General features: G+C 64.7%; 24 protein-coding genes and 1 tRNA gene. 8 read left to right on the top strand and 17 right to left on the bottom strand.

The genetic code is table 11. The features are described from left to right. Positions 1-50: 50 nt before the first annotated feature. The 12 genes from arsH to capA form a co-directional block, all read right to left on the bottom strand. Complete coding sequence (arsH, locus tag V7Q53_RS14765; protein WP_333829388.1) at positions 51-785, bottom strand: arsenical resistance protein ArsH; 735 nt, start codon at positions 783-785, stop codon at positions 51-53. Continuing rightward, the gene (gene arsC / locus V7Q53_RS14760) at positions 778-1,200 is read right to left on the bottom strand and encodes an arsenate reductase (glutaredoxin) (protein WP_333829387.1); all 423 of its coding nucleotides are present in this window, start codon (positions 1,198-1,200) and stop codon (positions 778-780) included. The genes arsH and arsC overlap by 8 nt, the downstream gene beginning before the upstream one ends. Further along, positions 1,197-2,216, bottom strand: coding sequence for an ACR3 family arsenite efflux transporter (arsB, locus tag V7Q53_RS14755; protein ID WP_333829386.1), 1,020 nt, complete (start codon positions 2,214-2,216; stop codon positions 1,197-1,199). Before arsB ends, arsC begins: the two co-directional genes overlap by 4 nt. 3 nt (positions 2,217-2,219) lie before the next feature. Beyond that, positions 2,220-2,561 carry an ArsR/SmtB family transcription factor gene (locus V7Q53_RS14750; RefSeq protein WP_333829385.1) on the bottom strand — a complete coding sequence of 114 codons (342 nt, stop codon included), beginning with the start codon at positions 2,559-2,561 and terminating at the stop codon, positions 2,220-2,222. Between the two features lie 90 nt (positions 2,562-2,651). Then, complete coding sequence (purU, locus tag V7Q53_RS14745) at positions 2,652-3,536, bottom strand: formyltetrahydrofolate deformylase (protein WP_333829384.1); 885 nt, start codon at positions 3,534-3,536, stop codon at positions 2,652-2,654. Positions 3,537-3,850: 314 nt separating this feature from the next. Continuing rightward, positions 3,851-5,035, bottom strand: coding sequence for an ABC transporter substrate-binding protein (locus V7Q53_RS14740; RefSeq protein ID WP_333829383.1), 1,185 nt, complete (start codon positions 5,033-5,035; stop codon positions 3,851-3,853). A 25-nt stretch (positions 5,036-5,060) separates the two neighbouring features. Then, positions 5,061-6,128 (bottom strand): branched-chain amino acid ABC transporter permease, encoded by a 1,068-nt coding sequence (locus V7Q53_RS14735; protein ID WP_333829382.1) that lies wholly within the window; start codon positions 6,126-6,128, stop codon positions 5,061-5,063. Between the two features lie 3 nt (positions 6,129-6,131). Further along, positions 6,132-6,635 (bottom strand): ABC transporter permease subunit, encoded by a 504-nt coding sequence (locus V7Q53_RS14730; RefSeq protein ID WP_333829381.1) that lies wholly within the window; start codon positions 6,633-6,635, stop codon positions 6,132-6,134. After that, the gene (locus V7Q53_RS14725; protein ID WP_333829380.1) at positions 6,632-7,042 is read right to left on the bottom strand and encodes an ABC transporter permease subunit; all 411 of its coding nucleotides are present in this window, start codon (positions 7,040-7,042) and stop codon (positions 6,632-6,634) included. Before V7Q53_RS14725 ends, V7Q53_RS14730 begins: the two co-directional genes overlap by 4 nt. After that, positions 7,039-7,761 carry an ABC transporter ATP-binding protein gene (locus V7Q53_RS14720; protein ID WP_333829379.1) on the bottom strand — a complete coding sequence of 241 codons (723 nt, stop codon included), beginning with the start codon at positions 7,759-7,761 and terminating at the stop codon, positions 7,039-7,041. Before V7Q53_RS14720 ends, V7Q53_RS14725 begins: the two co-directional genes overlap by 4 nt. Continuing rightward, positions 7,761-8,489: an ABC transporter ATP-binding protein gene (locus V7Q53_RS14715; RefSeq protein ID WP_333829378.1), complete on the bottom strand. Its 729-nt coding sequence runs from the start codon at positions 8,487-8,489 to the stop codon at positions 7,761-7,763. Before V7Q53_RS14715 ends, V7Q53_RS14720 begins: the two co-directional genes overlap by 1 nt. A 1-nt stretch (position 8,490) precedes the next feature. Next, complete coding sequence (gene capA / locus V7Q53_RS14710) at positions 8,491-10,617, bottom strand: caprolactamase subunit alpha (protein WP_333829376.1); 2,127 nt, start codon at positions 10,615-10,617, stop codon at positions 8,491-8,493. Between the two features lie 20 nt (positions 10,618-10,637). Here capA and V7Q53_RS23410 point away from each other — a divergent pair, with 20 nt between their 5' ends. Continuing rightward, entirely contained in the window at positions 10,638-10,703 is a 66-nt protein-coding gene (locus V7Q53_RS23410; RefSeq protein ID WP_442954436.1) for a hypothetical protein, read from the top strand. Between the two features lie 11 nt (positions 10,704-10,714). Here V7Q53_RS23410 and capB read toward each other — a convergent pair whose 3' ends face one another. Next, the gene (gene capB / locus V7Q53_RS14705) at positions 10,715-12,463 is read right to left on the bottom strand and encodes a caprolactamase subunit beta (RefSeq protein ID WP_333829375.1); all 1,749 of its coding nucleotides are present in this window, start codon (positions 12,461-12,463) and stop codon (positions 10,715-10,717) included. Positions 12,464-12,776: 313 nt separating this feature from the next. Here capB and V7Q53_RS14700 point away from each other — a divergent pair, with 313 nt between their 5' ends. Next, positions 12,777-13,724 (top strand): helix-turn-helix domain-containing protein, encoded by a 948-nt coding sequence (locus tag V7Q53_RS14700; RefSeq protein ID WP_333829374.1) that lies wholly within the window; start codon positions 12,777-12,779, stop codon positions 13,722-13,724. 84 nt (positions 13,725-13,808) lie between these two features. Here V7Q53_RS14700 and V7Q53_RS14695 read toward each other — a convergent pair whose 3' ends face one another. Then, positions 13,809-14,582, bottom strand: a complete 774-nt coding sequence (locus tag V7Q53_RS14695) for a DUF4394 domain-containing protein (RefSeq protein ID WP_333829373.1) — start codon at positions 14,580-14,582, stop codon at positions 13,809-13,811. 271 nt (positions 14,583-14,853) lie between these two features. Between V7Q53_RS14695 and V7Q53_RS14690 the strand changes: the two genes are divergently transcribed. The 5 genes from V7Q53_RS14690 to V7Q53_RS14670 all read left to right on the top strand — a co-directional run bounded on the left by V7Q53_RS14690 (position 14,854) and on the right by V7Q53_RS14670 (position 18,350). After that, positions 14,854-15,411 (top strand): sigma-70 family RNA polymerase sigma factor, encoded by a 558-nt coding sequence (locus V7Q53_RS14690; protein WP_333829372.1) that lies wholly within the window; start codon positions 14,854-14,856, stop codon positions 15,409-15,411. Then, positions 15,408-16,112, top strand: a complete 705-nt coding sequence (locus V7Q53_RS14685; RefSeq protein ID WP_333829371.1) for an anti-sigma factor — start codon at positions 15,408-15,410, stop codon at positions 16,110-16,112. Before V7Q53_RS14690 ends, V7Q53_RS14685 begins: the two co-directional genes overlap by 4 nt. A 194-nt stretch (positions 16,113-16,306) precedes the next feature. Then, the gene (locus tag V7Q53_RS14680) at positions 16,307-16,858 is read left to right on the top strand and encodes a fasciclin domain-containing protein (protein ID WP_333829370.1); all 552 of its coding nucleotides are present in this window, start codon (positions 16,307-16,309) and stop codon (positions 16,856-16,858) included. Positions 16,859-16,985: 127 nt separating this feature from the next. Next, positions 16,986-17,447: an RrF2 family transcriptional regulator gene (locus V7Q53_RS14675; protein WP_333829369.1), complete on the top strand. Its 462-nt coding sequence runs from the start codon at positions 16,986-16,988 to the stop codon at positions 17,445-17,447. Beyond that, positions 17,448-18,350, top strand: coding sequence for an NAD(P)/FAD-dependent oxidoreductase (locus V7Q53_RS14670; protein ID WP_333829368.1), 903 nt, complete (start codon positions 17,448-17,450; stop codon positions 18,348-18,350). Positions 18,351-18,766: 416 nt separating this feature from the next. On the opposite strand, the gene V7Q53_RS14665 is transcribed toward V7Q53_RS14670, so the two are convergent. Next, positions 18,767-18,841: transfer RNA gene (locus V7Q53_RS14665), tRNA-Phe, on the bottom strand. 175 nt (positions 18,842-19,016) lie between these two features. On the opposite strand from V7Q53_RS14665, the gene V7Q53_RS14660 reads away from it, so the two are divergent. After that, positions 19,017-19,934 carry a DMT family transporter gene (locus V7Q53_RS14660; RefSeq protein ID WP_333829367.1) on the top strand — a complete coding sequence of 306 codons (918 nt, stop codon included), beginning with the start codon at positions 19,017-19,019 and terminating at the stop codon, positions 19,932-19,934. Positions 19,935-19,965: 31 nt separating this feature from the next. On the opposite strand, the gene V7Q53_RS14655 is transcribed toward V7Q53_RS14660, so the two are convergent. Beyond that, on the bottom strand, positions 19,966-21,054 hold the full coding sequence (locus V7Q53_RS14655; protein WP_333829366.1) for an AbrB family transcriptional regulator: 1,089 nt from the start codon (positions 21,052-21,054) through the stop codon (positions 19,966-19,968). An 80-nt stretch (positions 21,055-21,134) separates the two neighbouring features. Further along, positions 21,135-21,902, bottom strand: a complete 768-nt coding sequence (locus tag V7Q53_RS14650; protein WP_333829365.1) for an SDR family NAD(P)-dependent oxidoreductase — start codon at positions 21,900-21,902, stop codon at positions 21,135-21,137. Positions 21,903-22,048 lie beyond the last annotated feature (146 nt).

Here is a 22,048-nt window from a genome sequence, read left to right as displayed (position 1 = left end):
TCCGCAGGTCACGCCCCGGTCAGAACCGCGACCTGAGGCGACCGCCCCGCTCAGGTCGCGCGCGAAAGATTGACGCGTTTCATCAGGGCGGCGGCGGTTTCCTTGCGCTCTGAATAGCGGTCAACCAGATAGTCCGTCCGGTCCCGTGTCAGCAGGGTGAACTTGACCAGTTCTTCCATTACATCGACAATCCGGTCATAAAGCGGGGAGGGGCGCATCCGCCCTTCCGCGTCGAATTCCTGAAAAGCTTTCGGAACGGAAGACTGGTTCGGGATGGTCAGCATCCGCATCCAGCGGCCCAGAACGCGCATCTGGTTCACCGCGTTGAAGCTCTGCGATCCGCCTGAGACCTGCATCACCGCCAGTGTTTTTCCCTGTGTCGGGCGCACCGCCCCTTCGGACAGCGGTATCCAGTCCACCTGCGTTTTCATCAGTCCGGTCATGGCGCCATGCCGTTCCGGGCTGGACCAGACCATGCCCTCGCACCACGCCACCAGATCCCGCAATTCGCGGACTTTTGGATGTGTCGCATCGGCCCCGTCATCGACCAGCGGCAGGCCCGACGGATCGAAAAACCGGACCTCGGCGCCAAGCTTTTGCAGAATGCGCCCCGCCTCTTCGGCGGAGAGGCGGCTGAAGGAACGCTCCCGCAGCGAGCCGTAGAGGATCAGGATGCGGGGCGGGTGGGCACTGACCGGCGGCGCGAGCAGCTTTTCGCGGTCGATACTGGCAAAGCACGCTTCATCTAGCTGCGGGGTGGTCAGGTCGGTGACGGGTTCAGACAACGGGTTTCCCTTCTGCATCAATGATCAACGTGCCGTCCTCCTTGAACAACGGGCCGGGCGGAAGCGCGGGAAGCAGCTCCAGCACGCGCTCTGACGGGCGGCAAAGGCGCACCCCTTTCGGCGTGCTGACAATGGGCCGGTTGACGAGGATCGGATGCGCGACCATCGCGTCCAGCAGGGTGGCATCGCTTACCCCGGGCGCCGTCAGCCCCATCTCTTCCGCCGGGCTTCGGGCTACGCGCAGCGCCTCGCGCAGGGTCAGGCCGGCGGCGGCAAACAGGCCAAGCAGCTGGGGAATCGTCCAGCCCTCGCGCAGGTAATCGACCACGATGGGGTCCGCACCCGCCGCGCGCAGGATCGCCAGCACATTGCGTGAGGTGCCGCAGCCGGGGTTATGGTAGATGACAGTGCTCATGCCGGGAAGCTTTCGCGCGTGCGGTTGGCGAACCAGACCAGCGACAGCATCACCGGCACCTCGACCAGCACACCTACTACCGTGACCAGTGCCGCGCCGGAGTTCAGGCCGAACAGGCCGATCGCCACGGCCACCGCCAGTTCAAAGAAATTCGATGTGCCGATCAACGCGCAGGGGGCGGCCACATTGTGCGGCACCTTCCATTTCCACGCCCAGACATAGGCAATAGCGAACATCGCATAGGACTGGATCAGGATCGGCGTGGCCAGCAGAACGATCAGGAACGGATTGTCGAGGATGACATTCCCCTGAAACCCGAAAAGCAGCACCACCGTCAGCAGCAGTCCCATGACCGAGGCGGGTTTGATCCGCGCCGTGAACGCCGCCACCGCCACCACGCCGCCCTGCGCTATCAGCCGCGCCCGGGTGATCGCCCCCGCGACCAGCGGCAGCACCACATACAGCACCACCGACAGCACCAGCGTTTCCCATGGCACCGCGATATTGGTCACGCCCAGCAGCAGCGCCACGATCGGCGCGAAGGCGAAGACCATGATCACATCGTTCAGCGAGACCTGGACCAGCGTGTAGTTCGGATCCCCTTTGGTCATCTGTGACCAGACGAACACCATGGCCGTGCAGGGCGCCGCACCCAGCAGGATAAGCCCGGCGATATACTGGCCCGCGTCGTCCGGGTTGATCATCCCGGCAAAGACGTGGTTGAAGAACAGCACCCCAAGCGCCGCCATGGTGAAGGGCTTGATGAACCAGTTCACGACCACGGTGATCACCAGCCCCTTGGGCCGCTTTCCAACCCCCTTCAGCGCTCCCAGATCCACCGCCACCATCATCGGATAGACCATCGCCCAGATCAGTACGGCCACGACCAGATTGACGGAAGCATATTCAAGGCTTGCCAGCAGCCCGAAGACGCCCGGCATCACGTTTGCCAGCGTGATCCCGGCGATGATGCACAGCAAAACCCAGAGCGAGAGGTAGCGTTCAAAGAGCGACATGATTCATCTTTCCGCCAGCGGTTGGGTGACGCAGCAGCCTGCCTCCCGTTCCGCGATTTCAAGGTCTCTGATCAGCGCCGCCAGCGGGGCAAGGGCCTCAGGCGCCAGTGAATAGCAGACCCTTGGCGGGGTGATCTGCCCTTCGATCACGCCAGCCTCCTTCAGGATGCGCAGATGCTCGGACACCGTTGATTGCGCAAGACCGACCGCATCGACGATATCGCCGCCGATGCAGCCCGGTGTGCGCGCCAGCAGCCGCAGTATCCGCAGCCGTGCCGGATGGCCCAGTGCCTTGGCCGTCGCCGCCATTTTCACATCGGCTTCATCCTGATCGGTGTCAGTCATCGGGCGCTCCGTTGCAGGCATATCGTATATCGTCGTTAACCGATATGCCGGCGCGCGCCAGAGCGCAAGCCTGAAAACCGCGCCGCGCTCTTACCCCATGCGCTCGCTGGAATACGAGCCGGGCGAGGCGGGAAACACCACTGTCTTGTTCCCGTTCGGGAACACGCGGTGATGGGCATGGGCATGAATGGCGCGCGCCAGCACCTGGCTCTCCACATCGCGGCCCAGCGAAACATAATCTTCAGGCGATTGCGCATGCGTGACGCGGATAATGTCCTGCTCGATGATCGGCCCCTCATCCAGATCGGCCGTCACATAATGCGAGGTTGCGCCAATCAGCTTCACCCCACGCTCGAACGCCTGTTTGTAGGGGTTCGCGCCTTTGAAGGAGGGCAGGAAAGAGTGGTGGATGTTGATGATCCGCCCGGACATCTTCTGGCACATCGTATCCGACAGCACCTGCATATAGCGCGCCAGAACGATCAGCTCGGCGCCGGTCTCTTCGACGATGCGCATCTGCTCGGCCTCGGCGCTGGCTTTGGTCGCTTTCGTCACCTTGACGCAGTAATAGGGGATATCGTGGTTCACCACGACCTTCTGGTAATCCATATGGTTCGAGATGACCGCCACGATGTCGATGGGCAAGGCGCCGATGCGCCAGCGGTACAGCAGGTCATTCAGACAATGGCCAAAGCGGCTGACCATGACCACGACCTTCAGCTTGTGGCTTTCATCGTGGAAAGCATGGGTCAGGCCCAAAGCCTCCGCAATAGCGCCAAAGCCGGTCTCCAGCGCTGACAGGCTGGCGCCCTCTTCGGATACGAAGGAAACGCGCATGAAGAAATTGCCGGTCTCGGTGTCATCGAATTGCGACGAGTCGGTGATGTTGCAGCCGTTGTCCGCAAGATAGGTCGCAATAGCCGCGACGATGCCGCGCCGTGATCTGCAGGTGACGGTCAGGCAGAATTTGGTCATTTCGCTCTCCTGTGAACAGCGCGCACCAGCCCGGTTTTTCGTGCGGGAAGCGCACCCGGCCGGATTCCCTGAGAGCGGTCATTTCCAATCAGACAGAAGATTGCAAGACGCCATGTCGGTTGGTCCAGAGATTGGACAGAATTGAGCGGTGTTTTCCGTCATGCTTTCCATGGGAAGGCCGGTCGCGGCGGGCGGTGTGCTGAACAATCGGGCAGATCGGCACCGTCATGCTCTTGCGCCGGTGCTGTGCAAAGAACGCGCGCCGGAACGGGCCCGGCGCGCGCAGACGTTCGGCCAGGGGCAGGCCTGCGCGTTCAGCGCCCCAGCAGCACATCCAGCGGCACCGGCTGCGAGATGGTCCATTCATCTACCCGCGCCGGAACGCCATCGGTGATCTCGATGATCTGCATCAGTGCGGTATTCTGGTGGTGCAGCACGTCCGAGAAGCTGCGCGGGCCAAAGATGGTGGGCGCATCGCGCATCGTCTCCAGCGCCGCCGTGACAGCGGCCCCGTCCAGCGTTCCCGCCTGTTCGACAGCCCGCGCCCACAGGTCGATCAGGATATAGCCGGGATAGGCATACTGGCTGGCCGGGCGTGCGCCTGTCAAAGCCGCGAAGGCCTCGTTGAAGGCCTCAACCCCGGGGCGCGGATCGTCGCCATGGATGGACCCCTGCACCGGCAGAAGGAAGTCCGACAGGCCGGGCACCGCACCCAGCCAGTAAGACCCATCGACCGCCGAGCCGTTGAGGATGGGCGCGTCGATCCCGGCGGCGCGGATCTGGCGCACCGCCGCCGCCGCGCCGGGCATGACCGAGCACAGCATGATCACATCGGGCGCTTCGGGCAGCGCGCGGATGCGGCTGATCTGGCTGGCGATCGAGGGGTCATCATTGACGAAACTGTCACGCCCCAGAATGGTCGCACCTTCAAGCTGCGGGAACATCCATTCAAACCCGGTGCAGATGCCCTTGTTGTATTCGATGAACGTGTCTTCCAGCACATAGGCGGTGCGCGCGTCACGGTTGGCATGGGCCCATTCGGCCATCGTCGCACCCTGCACCGGCGCCAGCACCGAGGACGAGAAGCTGAGCGGCCCGACACCCTGAATACCGGCCTTCACATCCTCGGCACAGAGGAAGAACGACAGCATCCCTTCGCCTTCCGCCATCAGCGCCGAGGGCGCGCCGAAATCGTAATCGCACGATACCACCAGCATGTCGGCGCCCTCGTCAATCAGTCCCATTGCGGCGCGCGCGGCTTCAGAGCGGTCGGTGCGGGTGTCGGCGGTCAGCACCCGGATCTGACGGCCCAGCAGCCCGCCGGCGGCATTGATCTCGTTGATGCGGATCTGGGCGGCGGCAGCGGCGGGGCTGTCATAGGCCTCCATCCAGCCGGACTGGGCGATGGCAAAGCCCAGGGTGATATCCTCGGCCACGGCGGGCAGGGCCAGCGCGCTCAGCAGGGTGGTTGCGGCAAGCCGCTTCAGTGCAGGTTTCATGTTATCGCTCCTCTGTTGGTTCGGGTCATGGTTGCTTGCGCCGCAGCCGCGGGACCCTGCGCAGCGGCAGCATTACTTCGCGCCCGCCGGTCAGGCCTTGCGGACGGATAATCAGGATGAGGATCATGGCCGCCGCGATCAGGATCTGTTGCGAGCCGATCGGCAGCGCCACGCTGATCTCGCCCAGCATCATCCCGCGTTCCATCCGTGCCAGCCCCTCCAGCGCCACGGACACCACCAGCACCCCGGTCACCGCCCCGGTCAGGCTGCCACTGCCGCCGACCACCAGCATGGCCAGCATCATGAAGGTCAGCGTCAGGTAGAAGGCATCGGGGTTGATCACGCCGATCACATGCCCGGCCAGCGCCCCGGCGGCCCCGCAGAAAAACGCCGAAAGCGTATAGGCGGCCAGCCGGTGGCGGTATTTGTCGATGCCAGATGACGCGGCGGCCACCTCATCCTCGCGCGTGGCCCGCAGCGCCAGCCCCGAGGACGAGCGCGCATAGGCCGCCGCGATGACAATCGTCAGTGCCGCCCAGCCAAGCGCCACCCAGGGCGTGACGTAGCGCACCAGCCCCACCACCGACGAAGTGCCGCCGGTGACTGAGGACCAGTTCGACCAGATGACATTGACCATCGCCAGAAAGGCGAAGGTGGCGATCGCAGCTGCAATGCCCGACAGCCGCAGAATGGCCGCCCCGGTGATCAGCGCGAAAAGCGCGGCCACTCCGGCCCCGGCCAGCCCTGCCAGCAGCGGTGACCATTCGGCCTGCGCCAGCCATTCCGGCAATCCGGGCAGCAACATGGCCTTCATTGCGGGCCGCAAGGTCAGCCAGGCTGAGACATAGGCGCCCACACAGGCAAAGGCCGCATGGCCAAACGAGATCACGCCCGAATTGCCCACGAAGATCCAGAACCCCACCACCAGCGTCACCCGGACCAGCACTTCGGTGGCCCAGCGGGCAAGCGCGCGGTCCCCCAGCGTCAGGACCAGCGCCAGAAACACGGCAAGCAGGGCAATCAGCAGGAAAGGGGTGGTCAGTGCCTCGTGGCGGCGGGTGCGGTGGTCGGCGCCCTCGATGGTGTCGCGCATGGTTCAGACCCTCGGTTTGGCCGAGGCCGGGGCAAAAAGCCCCTGCGGCCGCAGCAGCAGAACAGCGATGACAAGCCCGTAGACAAAGGCCTCACGGAAGGGGCGGACCTCAGCGGGAAGGGCAACCTGCAGCACGACCACCGCCGCCCCGATGCCAAACCCGGCCAGCACCGCGCCTGACAGGCTGCCCATGCCGCCCACCACCGTGGCGATAAAGGCCACCAGCATGATCTGCCCGCCCATGCGCACATCCGCGACGCCGGTCTGCGCCACCAGCACCAGCGCCACCACCGCCGCCAGCGCGCCCGACAGCGCGAAGGCGCCCATGATCACCACATCCGCGCGCACCCCCAGCAACCGGGGCATGCCGAAATCTTCGGCCGCCGCGCGCATCTCCAGCCCAAGGCGCGAGTATTTCAGCATCAACGCCAGCGCACAGAGGATCAGTGCAACCACAACAATGACGATCACCTGCAACAGCGGGACCGAGGCCCCGGCCACCGTCACCGGGTTTCCAAGCTCAGGCCCCAGAGGCTGACCGCTTTTGGCCGCCCGCCATGCACCACCAGCAGCAGGTTCTGGATCATCACCCCCAGCGTGAAACTGGCCACCATCAGCACCACCGGCGAGGCGCCGCGCAGCGGGCGGAACACCAGATATTCGGCGGTGACCGCGAGCACCGCGCCCACCACCAACATCGCCGGGATCAGGATTGCCGTAGGGGCCGCGCCCAGCCCCATCACCGCCACCGCATCGGCGGAAGGAATGATCAGCGCAAAGACGCAAAAGGCGATGAACGTGCCATGGGCAAAGTTCACCAGCTTCATCACGCCAAAGATCAGCGCGATGCCCAGGGCGGCGATGGCATAGATCGACCCCAGTGCCAGCGCATCGAACACCAGTTGCAGGTTCATGCCGTCTTCCCCCCGAAATAGGTGTCCCTGAGCAGGTCATTGCCCGCGAAATCGGCCGCCTGCCCCTCGGCCATGATCTGCCCACCGCGCATCAGCAGCATCCGCCCGCCGACCCGCGCCGCGCGTGCAGCACTTTGCTCGACGATGATCAGCGTCAGGCCGCGCTGTTCCTGCAGGGCACAAAGGCGCTCATAGACCTCGCCCACTACCTTCGGCGCCAGCCCCAGCGAGGGTTCGTCTACCAGCATCAGTTTGGGGTTGGTCATCAGTGCCCTGCCAATTGCCAGCATCTGCTGCTGCCCGCCCGAAAGCGCACCGGCACCCGCCGCGCGGCGCTCTCGCAGGATGGGGAAGGCGTTGAAGACGATCTCCAGATCATCGCTCACGGCGATGCGGTCGCGGCGCAGGCCGGTGCCGACCATCAGGTTCTCTTCGACCGACAGCGCGGAAAAGATGCGCCGCCCCTCGGGGACCATCGACAGGCCACGCCGGGCGACCGCCTCGGGTGACAGGCCCGACAGGATGTCGCCGTCCATCTCGATCCGGCCATGGGCGGCGGGCACCAGCCCGGCCACCGCCCCCAGAAGCGAGGATTTGCCCGCCCCGTTCGGGCCAGAGATGAACACCCGCTCGCCCTCGGTCACGCTCAGCGAGACATCGCGCAGCGCGGTCAGCTTGCCGTAGCGCACCGACAGATCGTATGCCGCCAGCTTTGCCATCACACGGCCTCCGGCTCATGGCTGCCCAGATAGGCCTCGCGCACGGCGGGGCTGGACAGGATCGCGGCGCGGTCGCCGCTCTTGATCACCCGCCCGCCATCCAGCACCACGACCTGCGCGCAGACATCCAGTACCAGCCCCACATTATGCTCGATCAGCATCACGCCGGTGCCCAGCTCCTGCGCGATCCGCCTGATCAGCGCGGCCAGATCGGCGGCCTCGATCTCGGACATGCCGGCGGCGGGTTCGTCCAGCAGCAGGTAGCGGGGCTGGCCCATGAGCGCGCGGGCAATGGCGACCCGGCGCTCGTCGGTATAGGGCAGTCCGGCTGCGGGGCGGCTTTCCAGCCCGGAAATGCCCATCCAGCCCAGCAGATCGCTGGCCGCCTGTTCGGCCACTGCCCGGCGCTGGCCCAGCCCGACACCGGCACAGGCCAGATTGTCCAGCACATCCAGCCCGGTAAACAGCCGCCCGGCCTGAAATGTTCGCGCCACCCCGGCCCGGCGCAAGGCATGGGCCGAAAGGCGCGAGACATCGCGCCCTTCCAGCATTACTGCCCCAGTGCCCGGGCGCTGAAACCCGGTCAGCGTGTTGACGCAGGTGGTTTTCCCCGCGCCGTTGGGGCCGATCAGCCCCATGACCTGACCGGGGCTGACGGCCAGCGACACATCGCTGAGCGCCTGAAATCCGCCAAAGGCCACGCCCACCTGTTTCAGCGCCAGTGCCATGTCAGACACCTTCGGCGATCCGGGCGCGCGCGGCGCTCTGGCCGGTGGCGTCTTCGGCATGGGTCAGCACATAGACGCCGCTCGCGTCCAGCTCCGCCAGCCAGCCCGGTTCGATCACAATGGTGGTGGTAACCTCCTGAATGACCGCCGGGCCGGTGACCAGATCGCCCGCCCCCAAAAGCGCGCCGTCAAAAACCGGCGTTTCATGCGCAAGGCCCGAGGCGTTGAAGATCATCTCGCGCGTGCCCCTGAGCGCCTGATGCGCGCCGGTGCCGGGTTCCAGCTTCATGCGGGCGGGCTTGTCGACAGTGCCGGTGATCGCGCTTTCGACATTGACCACCTCGACGGCGCTGTTGGGCTCGCAATAGGTGTAAAGTTCTTCATGGCGGGCATGGAACGCGGCCTTCAGGCGCTCCAGCGCGGCCTCGGTCACCTCGAAAGGTTCGATATCGACGGTGCATTCATGCACCTGCCCGACATAGCGCATGTCGAGGCTGCGCAGGATGCTGATCTTTTCCTCAGCAAAGCCGTCACCCGCCAGATCGTCGTGACCCCGCGCCTCAAGCGCGTTGAAAAGCGCCTCCAGCTTTGCCGCCGCCTCGGCGCCTTCCAGACGGATGGGGGCAGGGGCCATGTGGTTGTATTTCACGTCCGAGATGATCTGGCCGAAGGCGCACAGGCCCGACGCCAGTTTTGAGATCAGCACCTTGCGGATGCCCATTTCACGCGCGAGCGCCGTGATATGCGCCGCCGTCGCCCCGCCCGCGCAGTTGAGCACGAAATCGCGCGGGTCGTAGCCACGCTCAACCGAGACACGCCGGATCGCGTTGACCATGTTGTTGTTGACGATGGTGAACATGCCATGGGCGGCTTTTTCAACGCTGATGCCCAGGGGGTCGGCAAGATGGGTCTTGATCGCCTGACGGGCTTTGGCGGTGTTGAGCGGCAGCCGCCCGCCGACCAGACCGTCGGGGTTAAGATACCCCAGCACCAGATTGGCGTCGGTCGTGGTGGGCCGCTCGCCGCCCTGATCGTAGCAGGCGGGCCCCGGCTCGGACCCGGCTGATTGCGGGCCCATCTGCATCAGGCCCATGGAATCGATCCAGCCGATGGACCCGCCGCCTGCGCCCAGTGTCTCCACCTGAATCATTGGAATGCCGATCCGGTAGCGCAGGAAGTCGATGTTCTTGGACACATTCGCCCGGCCGTTGCGCGTCAGCGTGATGTCGAACGAGGTGCCGCCCATATCGACGGTGATGATGTCCTTCATCCCCCACGGCTCACCCAGATACAGCGCCGCCTGCGGGGCCGAGGCGGGGCCGGAATTGATGGCGTAGACCGACTGGTCCGAGACCACACGCCCCAGCGCCAGCCCGCCGTTCGACTGGAAGTAGCGAACCGGATGGCGCGCGCCCAGCGACTGGAAATAGCCGTCCACAGCCGCGACATAGCGTTGCAGGATCGGCGCGAGATAGGCATTGACGATGGCGGTGGAGGTGCGGGTGTATTCGCGCACCTGCGGGTAAAGCTGGCTGCCGACGGTCAGGCGCACATCAGGCATCATCTCGCGCACGATCTCGGCGGCGCGCAGCTCATGCGCGGGGTGCAGCACCGACCAGACGAATGAGATGGCGACCGATTCCACCCCCTCGCTGAGGAAATGGCGGCAGGCCGCGCGGACCTCATCCTCGTTGAGCGGGGTATAGACCGCCCCGGTCGAAATCACCCGCTCCGACACGCCCCGGCGCAGATAGCGCGGCGCCAGCATCGTGGCGGGCGGATACTCGGAATCGTAGCGATAGCCGTCTTCCTTGTGGCCAAGCCGGATTTCGATACTGTCCTCATGGCCCTTCGTGGCGATCAGCCCGGTCTTTGCACCGTTATGGGTGATCAGCGCGTTCAGGCCCACGGTGGTGCCGTTGATGCACAGATCGGCATTCGAGACGATGGTTTCAGGCGACAGGCCGGTTTCTTCCTCGATCAGCTTCAACCCGTTGCGGATTGCGGCAGTCGGATCGTTCGGGGTGGAAAGTGCCTTGAACAGGCGCACCCCGCCTTTGCGGTCGGCCAGAATGAAGTCGGTGAAGGTGCCACCGGCGTCGATGCCAAGGCGATACTGGTTCTGCATGGAAGGGTCCCTTTCGCGTAATCCGGGGCGGGCGGGGGGCTGTCTGCCCCCCACGGCCTGCGGCCTCCCCCCGAGGATATTTTTGAACAGATGAAAATCAGGCCGCGCGCAGTTTCGCGGTTGCGGCGGCGTCAACGGCAAGGCTGTCGCGGTCGGTGATCACCACGCCATAATCGAGCCGGGCGCCTTCAAGGCTGACCAGCCCGTTGCGCACATCCTCAACCACCTTGCTGATATCGCGCTCGAACGCGGGGCCAAAGCCACCACCGCCAGGGTTCTTGTTGGCCGCACGTTCGCCCGGCTGGATGGTTTCAATCACGTTGTCGGTGATGATCTCGGTCTCGCCGTTGCGGGTGATCTCCAGCCGCCCGACCTTGGACTGCACCATCGCTGATTGCGCGCCCGCCGCCCCCATCGCGGGGATGCGGCGCCCCTCGCCGAAGGTGATCAGGGTCATCGGACCGTCCAGCGGCTCCACCTCCCAACAGGTGCCGGAGCCGCCGCGGTTCCGGCCCGCGCCGCCCGAATCCTCCATCAGCGAATAGCGGTGAATGATGATCGGATAGCTGTGCTCCAGCATCTCGATATCGCCCGAGGTCAGCGCGCCAAAGCAGCATTCCGGCCCGCAGGCGTGCCAGCCATCCTGGCTGGCCGTGGCCCCCGCGCCCGAGATGATCGAGGCCAGAACCATGGTCACATATTCCTCATCATGGCGCTTGTCCCAGCCCGCGATGTTGCAGCCATTCGCATGGCCCCAGCTGGCCGAGACCTTGTCCGGCGCCGCCTGCTCGAACGCGAGGCGCACCGCATCGGTCAGGGTTTCCATCGGCGTGGTGGTGCAGTTCATATGCGGGGCAGGGGACTGGGCGTTGCACAGGGTGCCCTTGGGACCCATGTCGGTGCTGACGCAACGATAAAGCCCCTCGTTATAGGGCGGCGGCAGCTGGGCGAACATCATCAGCCCCAGATAGACGCCGGAATGCGAATTCCCCTCATAGCTGTTGATGAAATAGGGGATCTGCGGGGGCGAGCTGACCGCGATATGGCAGCCGTCACCCTTGATTGTCACCGTCGCGGTAATCTCGAAATCGCCGAATCCGTGGCCTGCATCCTCCAGAATTGCGGTGCCGGAATAAGTGCCGTCGGGTACATCGGCGATCAGCTTGCGCATATGCGATTCAGCCATGTCCAGCAGCTCGGCGATGCATTCCTGCACCAGCGGCTTGCCGTATTTGTCCATCAGCCGTTTCAGGTTGCGCGCACCCACCTGACAGGCCCCGATCAGAGCGTTGAAATCGCCCTCCTGATCGCGCCGCGCGCGCATGTTGGTCAGCAACAGGTTCAGCACATCATGGCGCGGCTTGCCCCTGTCCCACAGCTTGACCGGCGGAATGCGCAGCCCCTCGGCGAAAATCTCGGTGGCATTGGGGTTATAGCCTGCGGGCACGGGGCCGCCGATATCGGTCAGATGGCCCTTGCAGACGGTCCAGAACACCAGCTCGCCCTCATAGAACACCGGCATATACATGCAGGTGTCGATGATATGCGAGCCGCCATAGGCCGGGTCATTGTGCAGGATCAGATCTCCCTCGTGGATATCGCCCTCGAAGAAATGCGCCACCGATTTCATCGCCGGAATCAGCGAGCCCAGATGGATGGGGATATCCTGACCCTGCAGGATCATCTCTGGCGTGTGGTTGAACAGCGCGGTGGAATAGTCATGCGCCAGATTGAACACCGATGAGCGCGCGGTCTGCTCCAGCGCCAGCGTCATCTCGCGCTGCGTCGTTTCCAGAACGCCGCGCACGACAGAGAGCGTGATCGGGTCCACAGTGCGTTTCGTCATCCCAGGGTTCCTTTTGCAGGGAAACCGGCCACGGGCAACGGAAGGCAGCACCTGGCTGCAATAGCTCTCCCTGTTCCCGGGCCGTTTTCCGGCCTCTCGACATGACGCTCAATGTGGCGGGATTTGGCGCGGCAATCTTGCAGATGAAGGCGCAATGTTTTGCGGATCGGCGCAGTGGCCGGAGCGCTTTTGTCGATCCGTGCGGAAAACTTTGGCAATGCGCGCAGGGGCGGGCGGCAATGCACTAAATTTTGTTGCCTGAATCGCGCCCGGCCGATACCGATTCTTGCGTAGCTCTTTCAGGGGAGAGCGCATGGAAGTGACCACACGCAGCACCGATCAGGCCGCACCGATGCGCAGGGCCGCGCATTGGGAACGTGTGATTACTGAGACCTACTTTCCGCTGCACCTGACCTTCCACAACCCGGGAACCTTCACCGGCAGGCTTGAGCAGCGCGATATGGGCGATGTTTCAATCTCGCGCCTGCGTACCGAACCGCTGCAGTATGAGCGCCGCCCGAACCACATTTCCCACACCCATCAGGAAGAATACCTGATCACCGTGCCGCGCCGCAGCCCCGTGGAGTTCCGTCAGCTTGGCCGGGAGGTGCGCTGCGATCCGGGCGGGTTCATTCTGGAGCGCGGCGATGAGCCTTACCGCTTTGCCTATCGCGCGGCGAATGATCTGAGTGTGCTCAAGATTTCCCGGCGCGCCCTTGCCGAAAAGCTGCGCGACCCTGACCGCTTCTGCGCGCGGATCATTGATGCGGGTAACGGCATTCCCGCGCTGTTCACCTCGATGATGAACCAGCTTCTTTCCCTGCCGGTTTCGCGGGCGCATGCTGCCAGCGTGTTTGGCCGCCAGATTGTCGAGGTGCTGGCACTGGCCCTTGATGAGCATCTGGATCAGGACGAAAGCGCCCGCACGGCGGTGCGCGCAGGGCATTTGCGCAGGGCGGAACAGGTGATCCGCCAGAGCCTGTCGGACCCGGCGTTATCGCCCGAATTCGTGGCCGAGGCCTGCGGCATATCCAAGCGCTATCTGCATGAGTTGTTCAGCGATACCAACAAGACGGTTTCGCAATTCATCCGCGAAGCGCGGCTGATCGCGGCGCGGGATCTGATCGCCACTGCGCGCGCCGTGCCCATGGCCGAGGTTGCCTATCGTCACGTTTTTTCCGATCAGGCGCAGTTCTCGCGTCTGTTCAAGGCGCTTTTTGGTCAAACCCCGTCGGATTGGCGGCGCGACAACAGCGCGTGACAAGGCGAGGCAGCCGCCCGTCGCAAAACCCGCGCCGGTTTTGTCCGGCGCGGGTATCCGCTACAGGCGTTTGCGGCTCAGCGATCAGTCGGCGGCGGTCATGACCGTGATGTCGCGCAAGTCCACGTCCAGCCCCTCGATCTCCCATGAGCCGGTGACCGAGCCGTCATCCAGCGACAGCGTGTGCAGCGCGCCGTTGGCAGACAGCCATGCGGTATTGGTACCCTCGGCATCGGTCACGATGTCAAAGGCTACCGGCCCCTCGAACATGACGCCCGACGCACCGATCATGGCATTGTCGCCGTCATTCGGCGCGGTCTGGCGCAGCAGGGCGCCGCGATCGGTGTCGATGTTATACATCGCCGTCGATTCCGGCATGCCGTAGGAGTTGCTGTAGGCCGTGGCCCCGACCATGGGCGTGCCCTCGGTGCCATCCGTGAAGGTCAGGCTGCCATCGACCATGACGGCACCACTGGAAAGGTTGACCCGGTGGTTGGTGGTGCCTGACATGAACCGCAGCGCATCCGCAGCCGGGTTGATATCGACGATCACCGCAGCACTTTCCGCAACCTCCAGTGGGGTGTCCATCGTGACAACCGCGCTCCAGCTTCCGGTTTGCGGATCAATCTCGACAACCTCGAAAGTGTCGGTCACCGCGATCAGGCTGCTGTTGGAGGGGCGGTAATCAATGCCGTGAATGCGCCCGCTGTAATCGATCTCGGTCATGCCGGTGACCTGGCCTGCCGCAAGGTCAATCATCACCAGCGTGCGATCACCGGCCAGTCCGATCGCCGTATCAGCGGCGACAGGTGCGGCAAGCAGGGTCGCGAGGGCGGCGGGAAGTGTGAATTTGGTCATCTTTCTCTCCAATCAAAAACGGCCGTTTCGGGGCCGACCCAGTTGAGACGGCACGCGGACCGCAGAAGTTTCAGTCATGGGCGGAATTTTTTGCAGGAAACGGATTTCCGGGCGCGAGACCGGTCTGGGTTGGGAAAAGGGCCCCCTGAACAGCGCGGACCCGGGCCCTGCGATGAAGCGCCGCAATCCGTTTCCCGGTTGACACGGTGTCGTCTTGCCGGACAGGTTGCAAAGTCACTCATACAGGCTGCGGCGTTTGTCTGAAAATTCGTTGAACCTTCTTCTTCCAAGGATTGCCCGCCAGGACCGCGCGGCGTTTCGTGAGGTGTATGGGCAAAGTGCCGCGAAACTTGTCGGTGTGCTGACCCGTATGCTCAGGGACAGAACCGAGGTCGAAGATGCCCTGCAGGACGTATATATCCGTGTCTGGCAACGCGCTGCGCAATTCGATGGCGCGCGGGGCGAAGGCATGGGCTGGCTGGTGGCCATCGCCCGCAACGTCGCGCTTGACCGGCTGCGCGCGCGGCCCGGCGCGCGGGGCTTCACGCATGTCACCGCTGCGGGCGGTGCGCCCGATGATGACCCGGTCGCCCGCCTTCCCGCGCAAGGGCCGGATGCGGAGGGGCAACTGATGGCCCAGGGCGAGGCCCGTCGCGTGGTGGATTGTTTCGGCGAACTGGAACCGGACCGCGCGGCAGCCGTGCGCGGCGCCTATCTGCAGGGCCTGTCGTATCATGATCTGGCCGCGCGCCATGCGGTGCCGCTCAACACCATGCGGACATGGTTGCGCCGCAGCCTGCTGCGCCTGAAGGAGTGTCTGGAGCGATGAGCGGTCCGACCCTTCCTGAAGAACCCGGCCCTGACGATTTTGGCCCCGAGGAGCGCGATGAGCTTCTGGCGGCGGAATATGTTCTGGGCACATTGCCCGCCGATGACTGGCGCGCCGCGCGTGACCGGGCTGAGCTTGACGGCGCGTTTGCAGCGCGCGTCCGCGCATGGGAAGTGCGGCTTGCCCCGCTGAATGCAGGTTTTGACGAGGCATCCGCCCCGGACCTGTTGCCACAGATCGAGGCGCGGATATTCGGCAGCACCAGGCCCGCCTCGCGGCGCGGCTGGTTTGCCCTAGGCTGGCGCGGCGGCGCGTTGGCAACCGTCGTTGCCGCGCTGGCTGTGTTCCTTGCCGTGACGCTGTGGCCGCCCGGCCCCGCGCCGGTGGTCTTGCAGGCCGAACTGACCGCCGAGGATGTCGAACTGCGTTTCAACGCCCGCTGGGATGCCTCAGCAGGGGTTCTTGAATTGACCCGTTCGGCAGGGACTGCCGCGCCCGAGGGGCAGGATTATGAGCTCTGGGTGATTGATGATACCGGCGTTCCCCGCTCTCTGGGTCTGCTGCGCGAACCTGTGACGCAGGTTTCATCGGTGCTGGCACCGGGCCTGACGCTTGCGGTCAGTCTGGAGCCCGAGGGCGGCTCGCCCGGCGATGCGCCGACCGGGCCGGTCCTTGCTGCCGCCGCGCTGGCCGAGGGCTGAGCCTGCTGCGCCTTCACGCTTTTATGCGCGCCCGTCGCAGCATCTGAAACTTTCGTCAGATCCTTCCCGTCCCTCAGGTTACGGGCGCCGGCTTGTGCCCGTCAACCGATGGACGGAAAGGGGCAGAACTGCCGCCAGACCGTCTCCCCTCACCCAGCCGGGCCGTGAGGTTCCGGCATGACAAGGAGACTGCCATGTTCACCAAGATCCGCACCACCGCACTTGTTTTCGCGCTGGGCCTTGCGCCCGCGCTGGCCACGGCAAACCCGATGGTCGGCGGCGCGCCGATGCTCGTTGAGCGCAACATCGTCGAGAACGCGCTGAATTCGGCTGATCACACCACGCTTGTCGCCGCCGTTCAGGCCGCAGGCCTTGTCGATGCGCTGCAAGGCGAAGGCCCGATGACGGTCTTTGCCCCCGTCAACGCCGCGTTCGAGGCGCTGCCGGCCGGCACGGTCGAGACCCTGCTTCAGCCGGAGAACCGGCCGATGCTTCAGCGCATCCTCACCTCGCATGTCGTTGCGGGTAATCTGAGCGGGGCCGAAATCATGCGCCGCGCGCGTGCCAGTAGCGATGGCTTCTTCCATATGCAGACGCTTTCAGGCGCGCCGCTGAGCGCGCAGGTGCGGGGCGGTGGCCTCTGGATCTATGACCAGTCAGGCAATGCTGGGCGGGTCACCATCGGCGATGTCAACCAGTCCAACGGTGTCATCCACGTCGTTGACACCGTGTTGCTGCCGCGCTGAGCAGGGGTCAGCAGGCCTGCCGGGCACCTTCAGGCCCGGCAGGCACCTTGTTCCGGAAATGCAGGGGCTGTCCCGGCCGGGATGTTCGGTCTTGACCTTTCCTGTAGTTCGTAACTATTGTTATTACATGAAACGCGACAGCCGCCTCTCCTCCGTTCTGCACGCCCTTGTGCACATGGCAGAGCGTGATGGCCCCATGACATCCGACGATCTGGCGAAATGCCTTGGCACGAACCCGGTGGTGGTCAGGCGCTCGATGGGTTTTCTGCGTGAAGCCGGGATCGTGGCTTCGGACCGCGGGCATGCCGGGGGCTGGCGCATTACCGCCGATCTTTCCGCCATCTCGCTGCGCCAGCTTCATGATGCGCTCGGTGAGCCTGCGATTTTCGCGATCGGCAACCGCAACGAAATGCCCGGCTGTCTGGTTGAGCAGACGGTCAATGCCGCCATGGATGAAAGCTTCGCCCGGGCCGAGGCCCTTCTGCTGGCGCGTTTCGCTGAAATCACGCTCGCTGACCTCGTGGCGGACTTTGCCCGACGCTATGCCGCGTTGGTCAACCCTGAAACACCTTGCCGGAAAGCACACTGAATGATCTATGATGTTATCGTTATCGGGGGAAGCTACGCGGGAATGGCCGCATCCCTCCAACTTCTGCGGGCGCGCAGATCGGTGCTGGTGATCGACGCAGGACAGCGGCGCAACCGCTTTGCCGGGGCGTCGCACGGGTTTCTGGGGCAGGACGGCACCGATGCGGCGGCGATTGCCCTGCAGGCCCGCCAGCAGCTTGAGGTGTATCCGACACTCACCTGGATCGACAGCGAGGCGGTCTCGCTGACCGGCGCGCGCGACCGCTTTGTGGTGGCAACGCTCAACGGTCAGAAGCATCAGGGGCGCCGCATCCTGTTCGCCACCGGCGTGGCAGATGGCTTGCCGGAGATACCGGGGCTGGCTGACCGTTGGGGGCGGTCAATCTTCCATTGCCCCTACTGCCATGGCTATGAGCTGGATCAGGGCCATATCGGCGTGATCGGAACCGGCCCGAGTTCGGCGCATCAGGCGGAAATTCTGACGGAATGGGGCACGATCACCCTTCTGACCAACGACGCCCTGACGCTTGACCCCACCACCCGGCAGGCGTTGGAGCGCCGGGGAGTCACCATCGAGGGCGCGCCGATCGCAGAGGTCAGTGGCGCGGCGGATGTGCGGCTGACGGACGGTCGCGTCCTGTCCTTTGCCGGGCTTTTCATCGCAAGCCACGTGACCCCCGCCAGCGCGCTTCCCGCCCAGGCCGGTTGCAGGATTGTCGAGGGCCCTATGGGTGAGATGATCGGCGTGAATGCCGAGAAACAGACCAGCGTGCCCGGCATCTATGCCTGTGGCGATGTGGCGATGATGCCGCATTCGGTGTCCCTTGCCGTGGGGGACGGCGCGATGACCGGCACGCAGCTCCACCGCTCGCTGGTCTGGCCGGGAGATGACGACGCTGCGTGAGGCGCACGTCTGCCAAAGGCCGCGCAGGGATTTTCCCGAGTGAAACGAGCTCCGAGCCAGAGCTCTGTGTTGCCGGAGCGCATCAGGCGCCCCGCTCACAAGGGTGACCGGACAAGCCCCCGCGTTCATGGCCAACAGACCGTCCTGCCCCGGGGAGGGTGAACTTCGATGGCGGGCGCCGCAAGCAAACGCGCCCGCCCGGAGCTGCCGTGAACGCAGATGCTGCGGCACAAACGGGTATGACCTAAATATCCCGGAATAATGCCCAGATGCTGATCAGGCTGCACAGGGCACTTGTCGCCGATGAGGTTGGTTATCGCCTGCCCCCGCCATTCAGTCGCAATGCGGGCTTCTGAAACGAAGAACTCACTTCCCATTCAAGGGGAAACGCCACATCTCGGGAAACGCTTGTAAAATGGTGCCCGGGGGCGGAATCGAACCACCGACACGAGGATTTTCAATCCACTGCTCTACCCCTGAGCTACCCGGGCACGGGTGAAAGCGCTGACGCTTTCGGGTGTGGGCTTCTTAGGTTAGGGCGCGCGGCGTGTCCAGAGGGATTTTGTGTTTGCAAACCGGTTCGTTCCAACCCCGCGCCGGGGCTGCAAAAGGTTGCCGGGGCGGGGGGAATCCGATACTGAATGTGTGTAGCAAAGGGAGGGCCCCATGCAGCCCGTGCGCGGTATCCTGCTCAAGATATCTTCGGTTCTGGTCTTCATCGTCATGGCCAGCCTGATCAAATACACCTCGGATACGATTCCGCCGGGCGAGGCTGTGTTTTTCCGCTCGCTCTTTGCGATGCCGGTGATTCTTGCCTGGCTTGCGTGGCGCCATGAGTTGCACGCAGGGCTAAAGACCGCCCAGCCGATGGGCCATGTCTGGCGCGGGATTGTCGGGACGCTGGCCATGGGGCTGGGCTTTGGCGGGCTGGCCTTCCTGCCGCTGCCCGAGGTGACGGCGATCGGCTATGCCGCCCCGCTTCTGGTGGTGATTTTCGCGGCGATGTTTCTGGGCGAAGAGGTCCGGCTGTTCCGAATTTCGGCGGTCGTGGTGGGGATGGTGGGGGTGCTGATCGTGCTCTCGCCGCGCCTGTCGGTCGGGGCCGATATCAGCCATGCTGAGGCATTGGGCGTCATGCTGGTGCTGGGGGGCGCGGTTTTCGCGGCGCTGGCGCAGATCTTCGTGCGCAAGCTGGTGGCGACCGAATCCACCTCGGCCATCGTGTTCTACTTTTCACTGACGGCGACGCTTCTGTCACTGGTCACATTGCCTTTCGGCTGGGCGATGCCGTCGCTGACCGAGGCGGCGCTTCTGATCCTTGCGGGGCTTCTGGGCGGGGTGGGGCAGATCCTGCTGACCTCCAGTTACCGCCACGCAGATGCCTCGGTCATCGCGCCGTTCGAGTATGTGTCCATCCTGTTCGCGCTGGGCATCGGCTACTGGGTGTTCAGCGAAGTGCCGACCCTCACCATGCTGGGGGGCGCGGTGCTGGTGGTGTGTGCGGGGATCATGATCATCTGGCGTGAGCACCAGCTGGGCATCGAGCGCGCGCGCCAGCGCAAGGCTATGACGCCGCAGGGTTAGAGGGGGGGCAGGGCGGGGCGCCTGCAGCCCCTCAGTCATCGCCCTTTGGCAACAGGGCCATGCCCAGCCGCGCGAAGATCACCGCCAGAACGATGCGCAACAGGTGATGCATTGTCACATAAACCGCGCTCATCTGCAGCGACAGCGCCACCAGCGACATCTCGGTAATTCCGCCGGGCGCGAAGGCGAGGATCACCGCCGGAACCGGCTCTCCCACCGGCCCGGCAAGGATCAGCGCGATGACACCCGCCACCATCAGCACCAGTGCGACGTTGAGCGCCGACAACCTCAGCGCCAGCCACATCCGCCGGCCCTCAAAGGCGCCGAAACGGCTGCCCAATGCCGTACCGACCACCCATTGCGTGATGAGAATCAGCCAACCCGGGGGCGTGGCGCTGGTCAGCCCGGTGACATGGGCCAAGGCGCTCAGCAAAAGCGGTCCGGACAGCACCGCCGCCGGAAAGCGCAGGCGATGCGCCCCCCACCAGCCCAACACGCCCGCCCCCACCAGCACCGCGATGTCGCGGGCCATCAGCGGCACCTCGGCACCCGGCCATTCCAGCCCCGCGCCGCTGCCCACCACCTTGCCGGTCAGCAGTGCAAAGGCGATCGGCACGAAAACGATGCACAGGATCAGCCGCAGAAACTGCAGCATCAGCAGCATGGGCACATCCGCCCCGGCCTTTTCCCCCATTTCCAGCGCTTCCAGAAAGCCGCCGGGCATGGCCGAGAAAAAGGCGGTGCGCGCATCAATCCCGCCCACCCGGCGATAAAGCCCGTAGGCCAGCGCATGGGCGACCGGCACAAACACCACCAGTGCTGCCAGCGTGAACCACCAGCGCGCCGCCTGTTCCAGAAAATCGGCCGGAAAGCTGCCGCCGATGGCCACCCCGATGACCGGCATCAGCACATAGCGCCAGGCCTGAGGCACCGCGGGCAGCGCCCCGAACAGCCGCACCCCGCCCGATGCCGCCCCGGCCACTGCCAGAAGCGAGCCCAGCAGCATACCCAGCGGCATGCCCAGCAGCGTGAAAACCACGCCGCCCACCCCGCCCAGAACATAGGTGGCCAGAATCACGCGCGGGGCGATCCCGTTGGTCAGTTTTTGACGGTCTGTCACCGGTCCCTCGTCACCTTGCTGTCGCCGGGCACCTTCGGGTTCAACCACGCCGGGCGGGCAGGCTCAAGGGGCGTGATGCATTACATCTGACCGCCCGCGATTTCGATGCACTGGCCGTTGATGCTTTCAGAACCCGGCAGGCACAGCCACATCGCGGCGGTGGCAACCTCTTCCGGGCGGATCAGGCGGCGGTGGCGGTTGGTCTTGACCATCATGTTGCGCGCATCATCGGCGCTGATCCCGGCGCGCTGGGCGATGCTGTCGGTGTTGCGAGAGACGATCTCGGTATCGACATAGCCGGGGCAGAGCGCGTTGAAGGTCAGGCCCGAGCCCAGAAAATCCTCCGACAGGCCGCGCATCAGCCCGATCATTCCGTGCTTCGAGGCGGTGTAGGCCGGCGCGCCCTTCAGCCCCTTCAGACCGGCGATCGACGACATGAACACCACGCGGCCCCAGCCCTCGGCATGCATGCCGCCCAGACATTCGCGCACGGTGAGATAGGCACCATCCAGATTGATCGCCATCATCCGCCGCCAGAAGGCCGTGTCCATCTTGTGGATGGCCTTGCCCTCGGCGATGCCTGCGTTGGGCACGCAGATGGTGACGGGGCCGCGCGCATCAATGGCGGCGGCGCAGCCGGTGACCACGCTTTGCTCGTCGGCTACATCCATTTCAAGGGCGTACAGGCCGGGGGTTACGGCGGCTGCCTCCTCCAGAACCGAGGCGCGCCGCCCGGTAATGGTAACCTGCGCGCCCGCCCCGGCGAGAGCCTGCGCGATTGCCAGTCCGATACCCGTGCCGCCGCCCGTGATCAGCGCATGGCGCCCGGCAAGTGCCTGTTCGTTCATCCCGTTTCCTCCTTTGGGTTTCCCGCACCAGATTAGGGCGCAGGAGGAGGCTTGCCTAGCCATGTGCATTGCGGCGGCTCATGACGTTGCGGCGTGTGCAGGAGGGGGGCGAGGCATGCCGGGGGCGATGGCTGCGCACCTGGCAG

The sequence above is a fragment of the Pararhodobacter sp. genome, from assembly GCF_036802785.1.
GTDB lineage: Bacteria > Pseudomonadota > Alphaproteobacteria > Rhodobacterales > Rhodobacteraceae > Pararhodobacter.
Note: the sequence above shows the minus strand (reverse complement) of the source record. Positions and strands in the feature narration are given on the sequence as shown.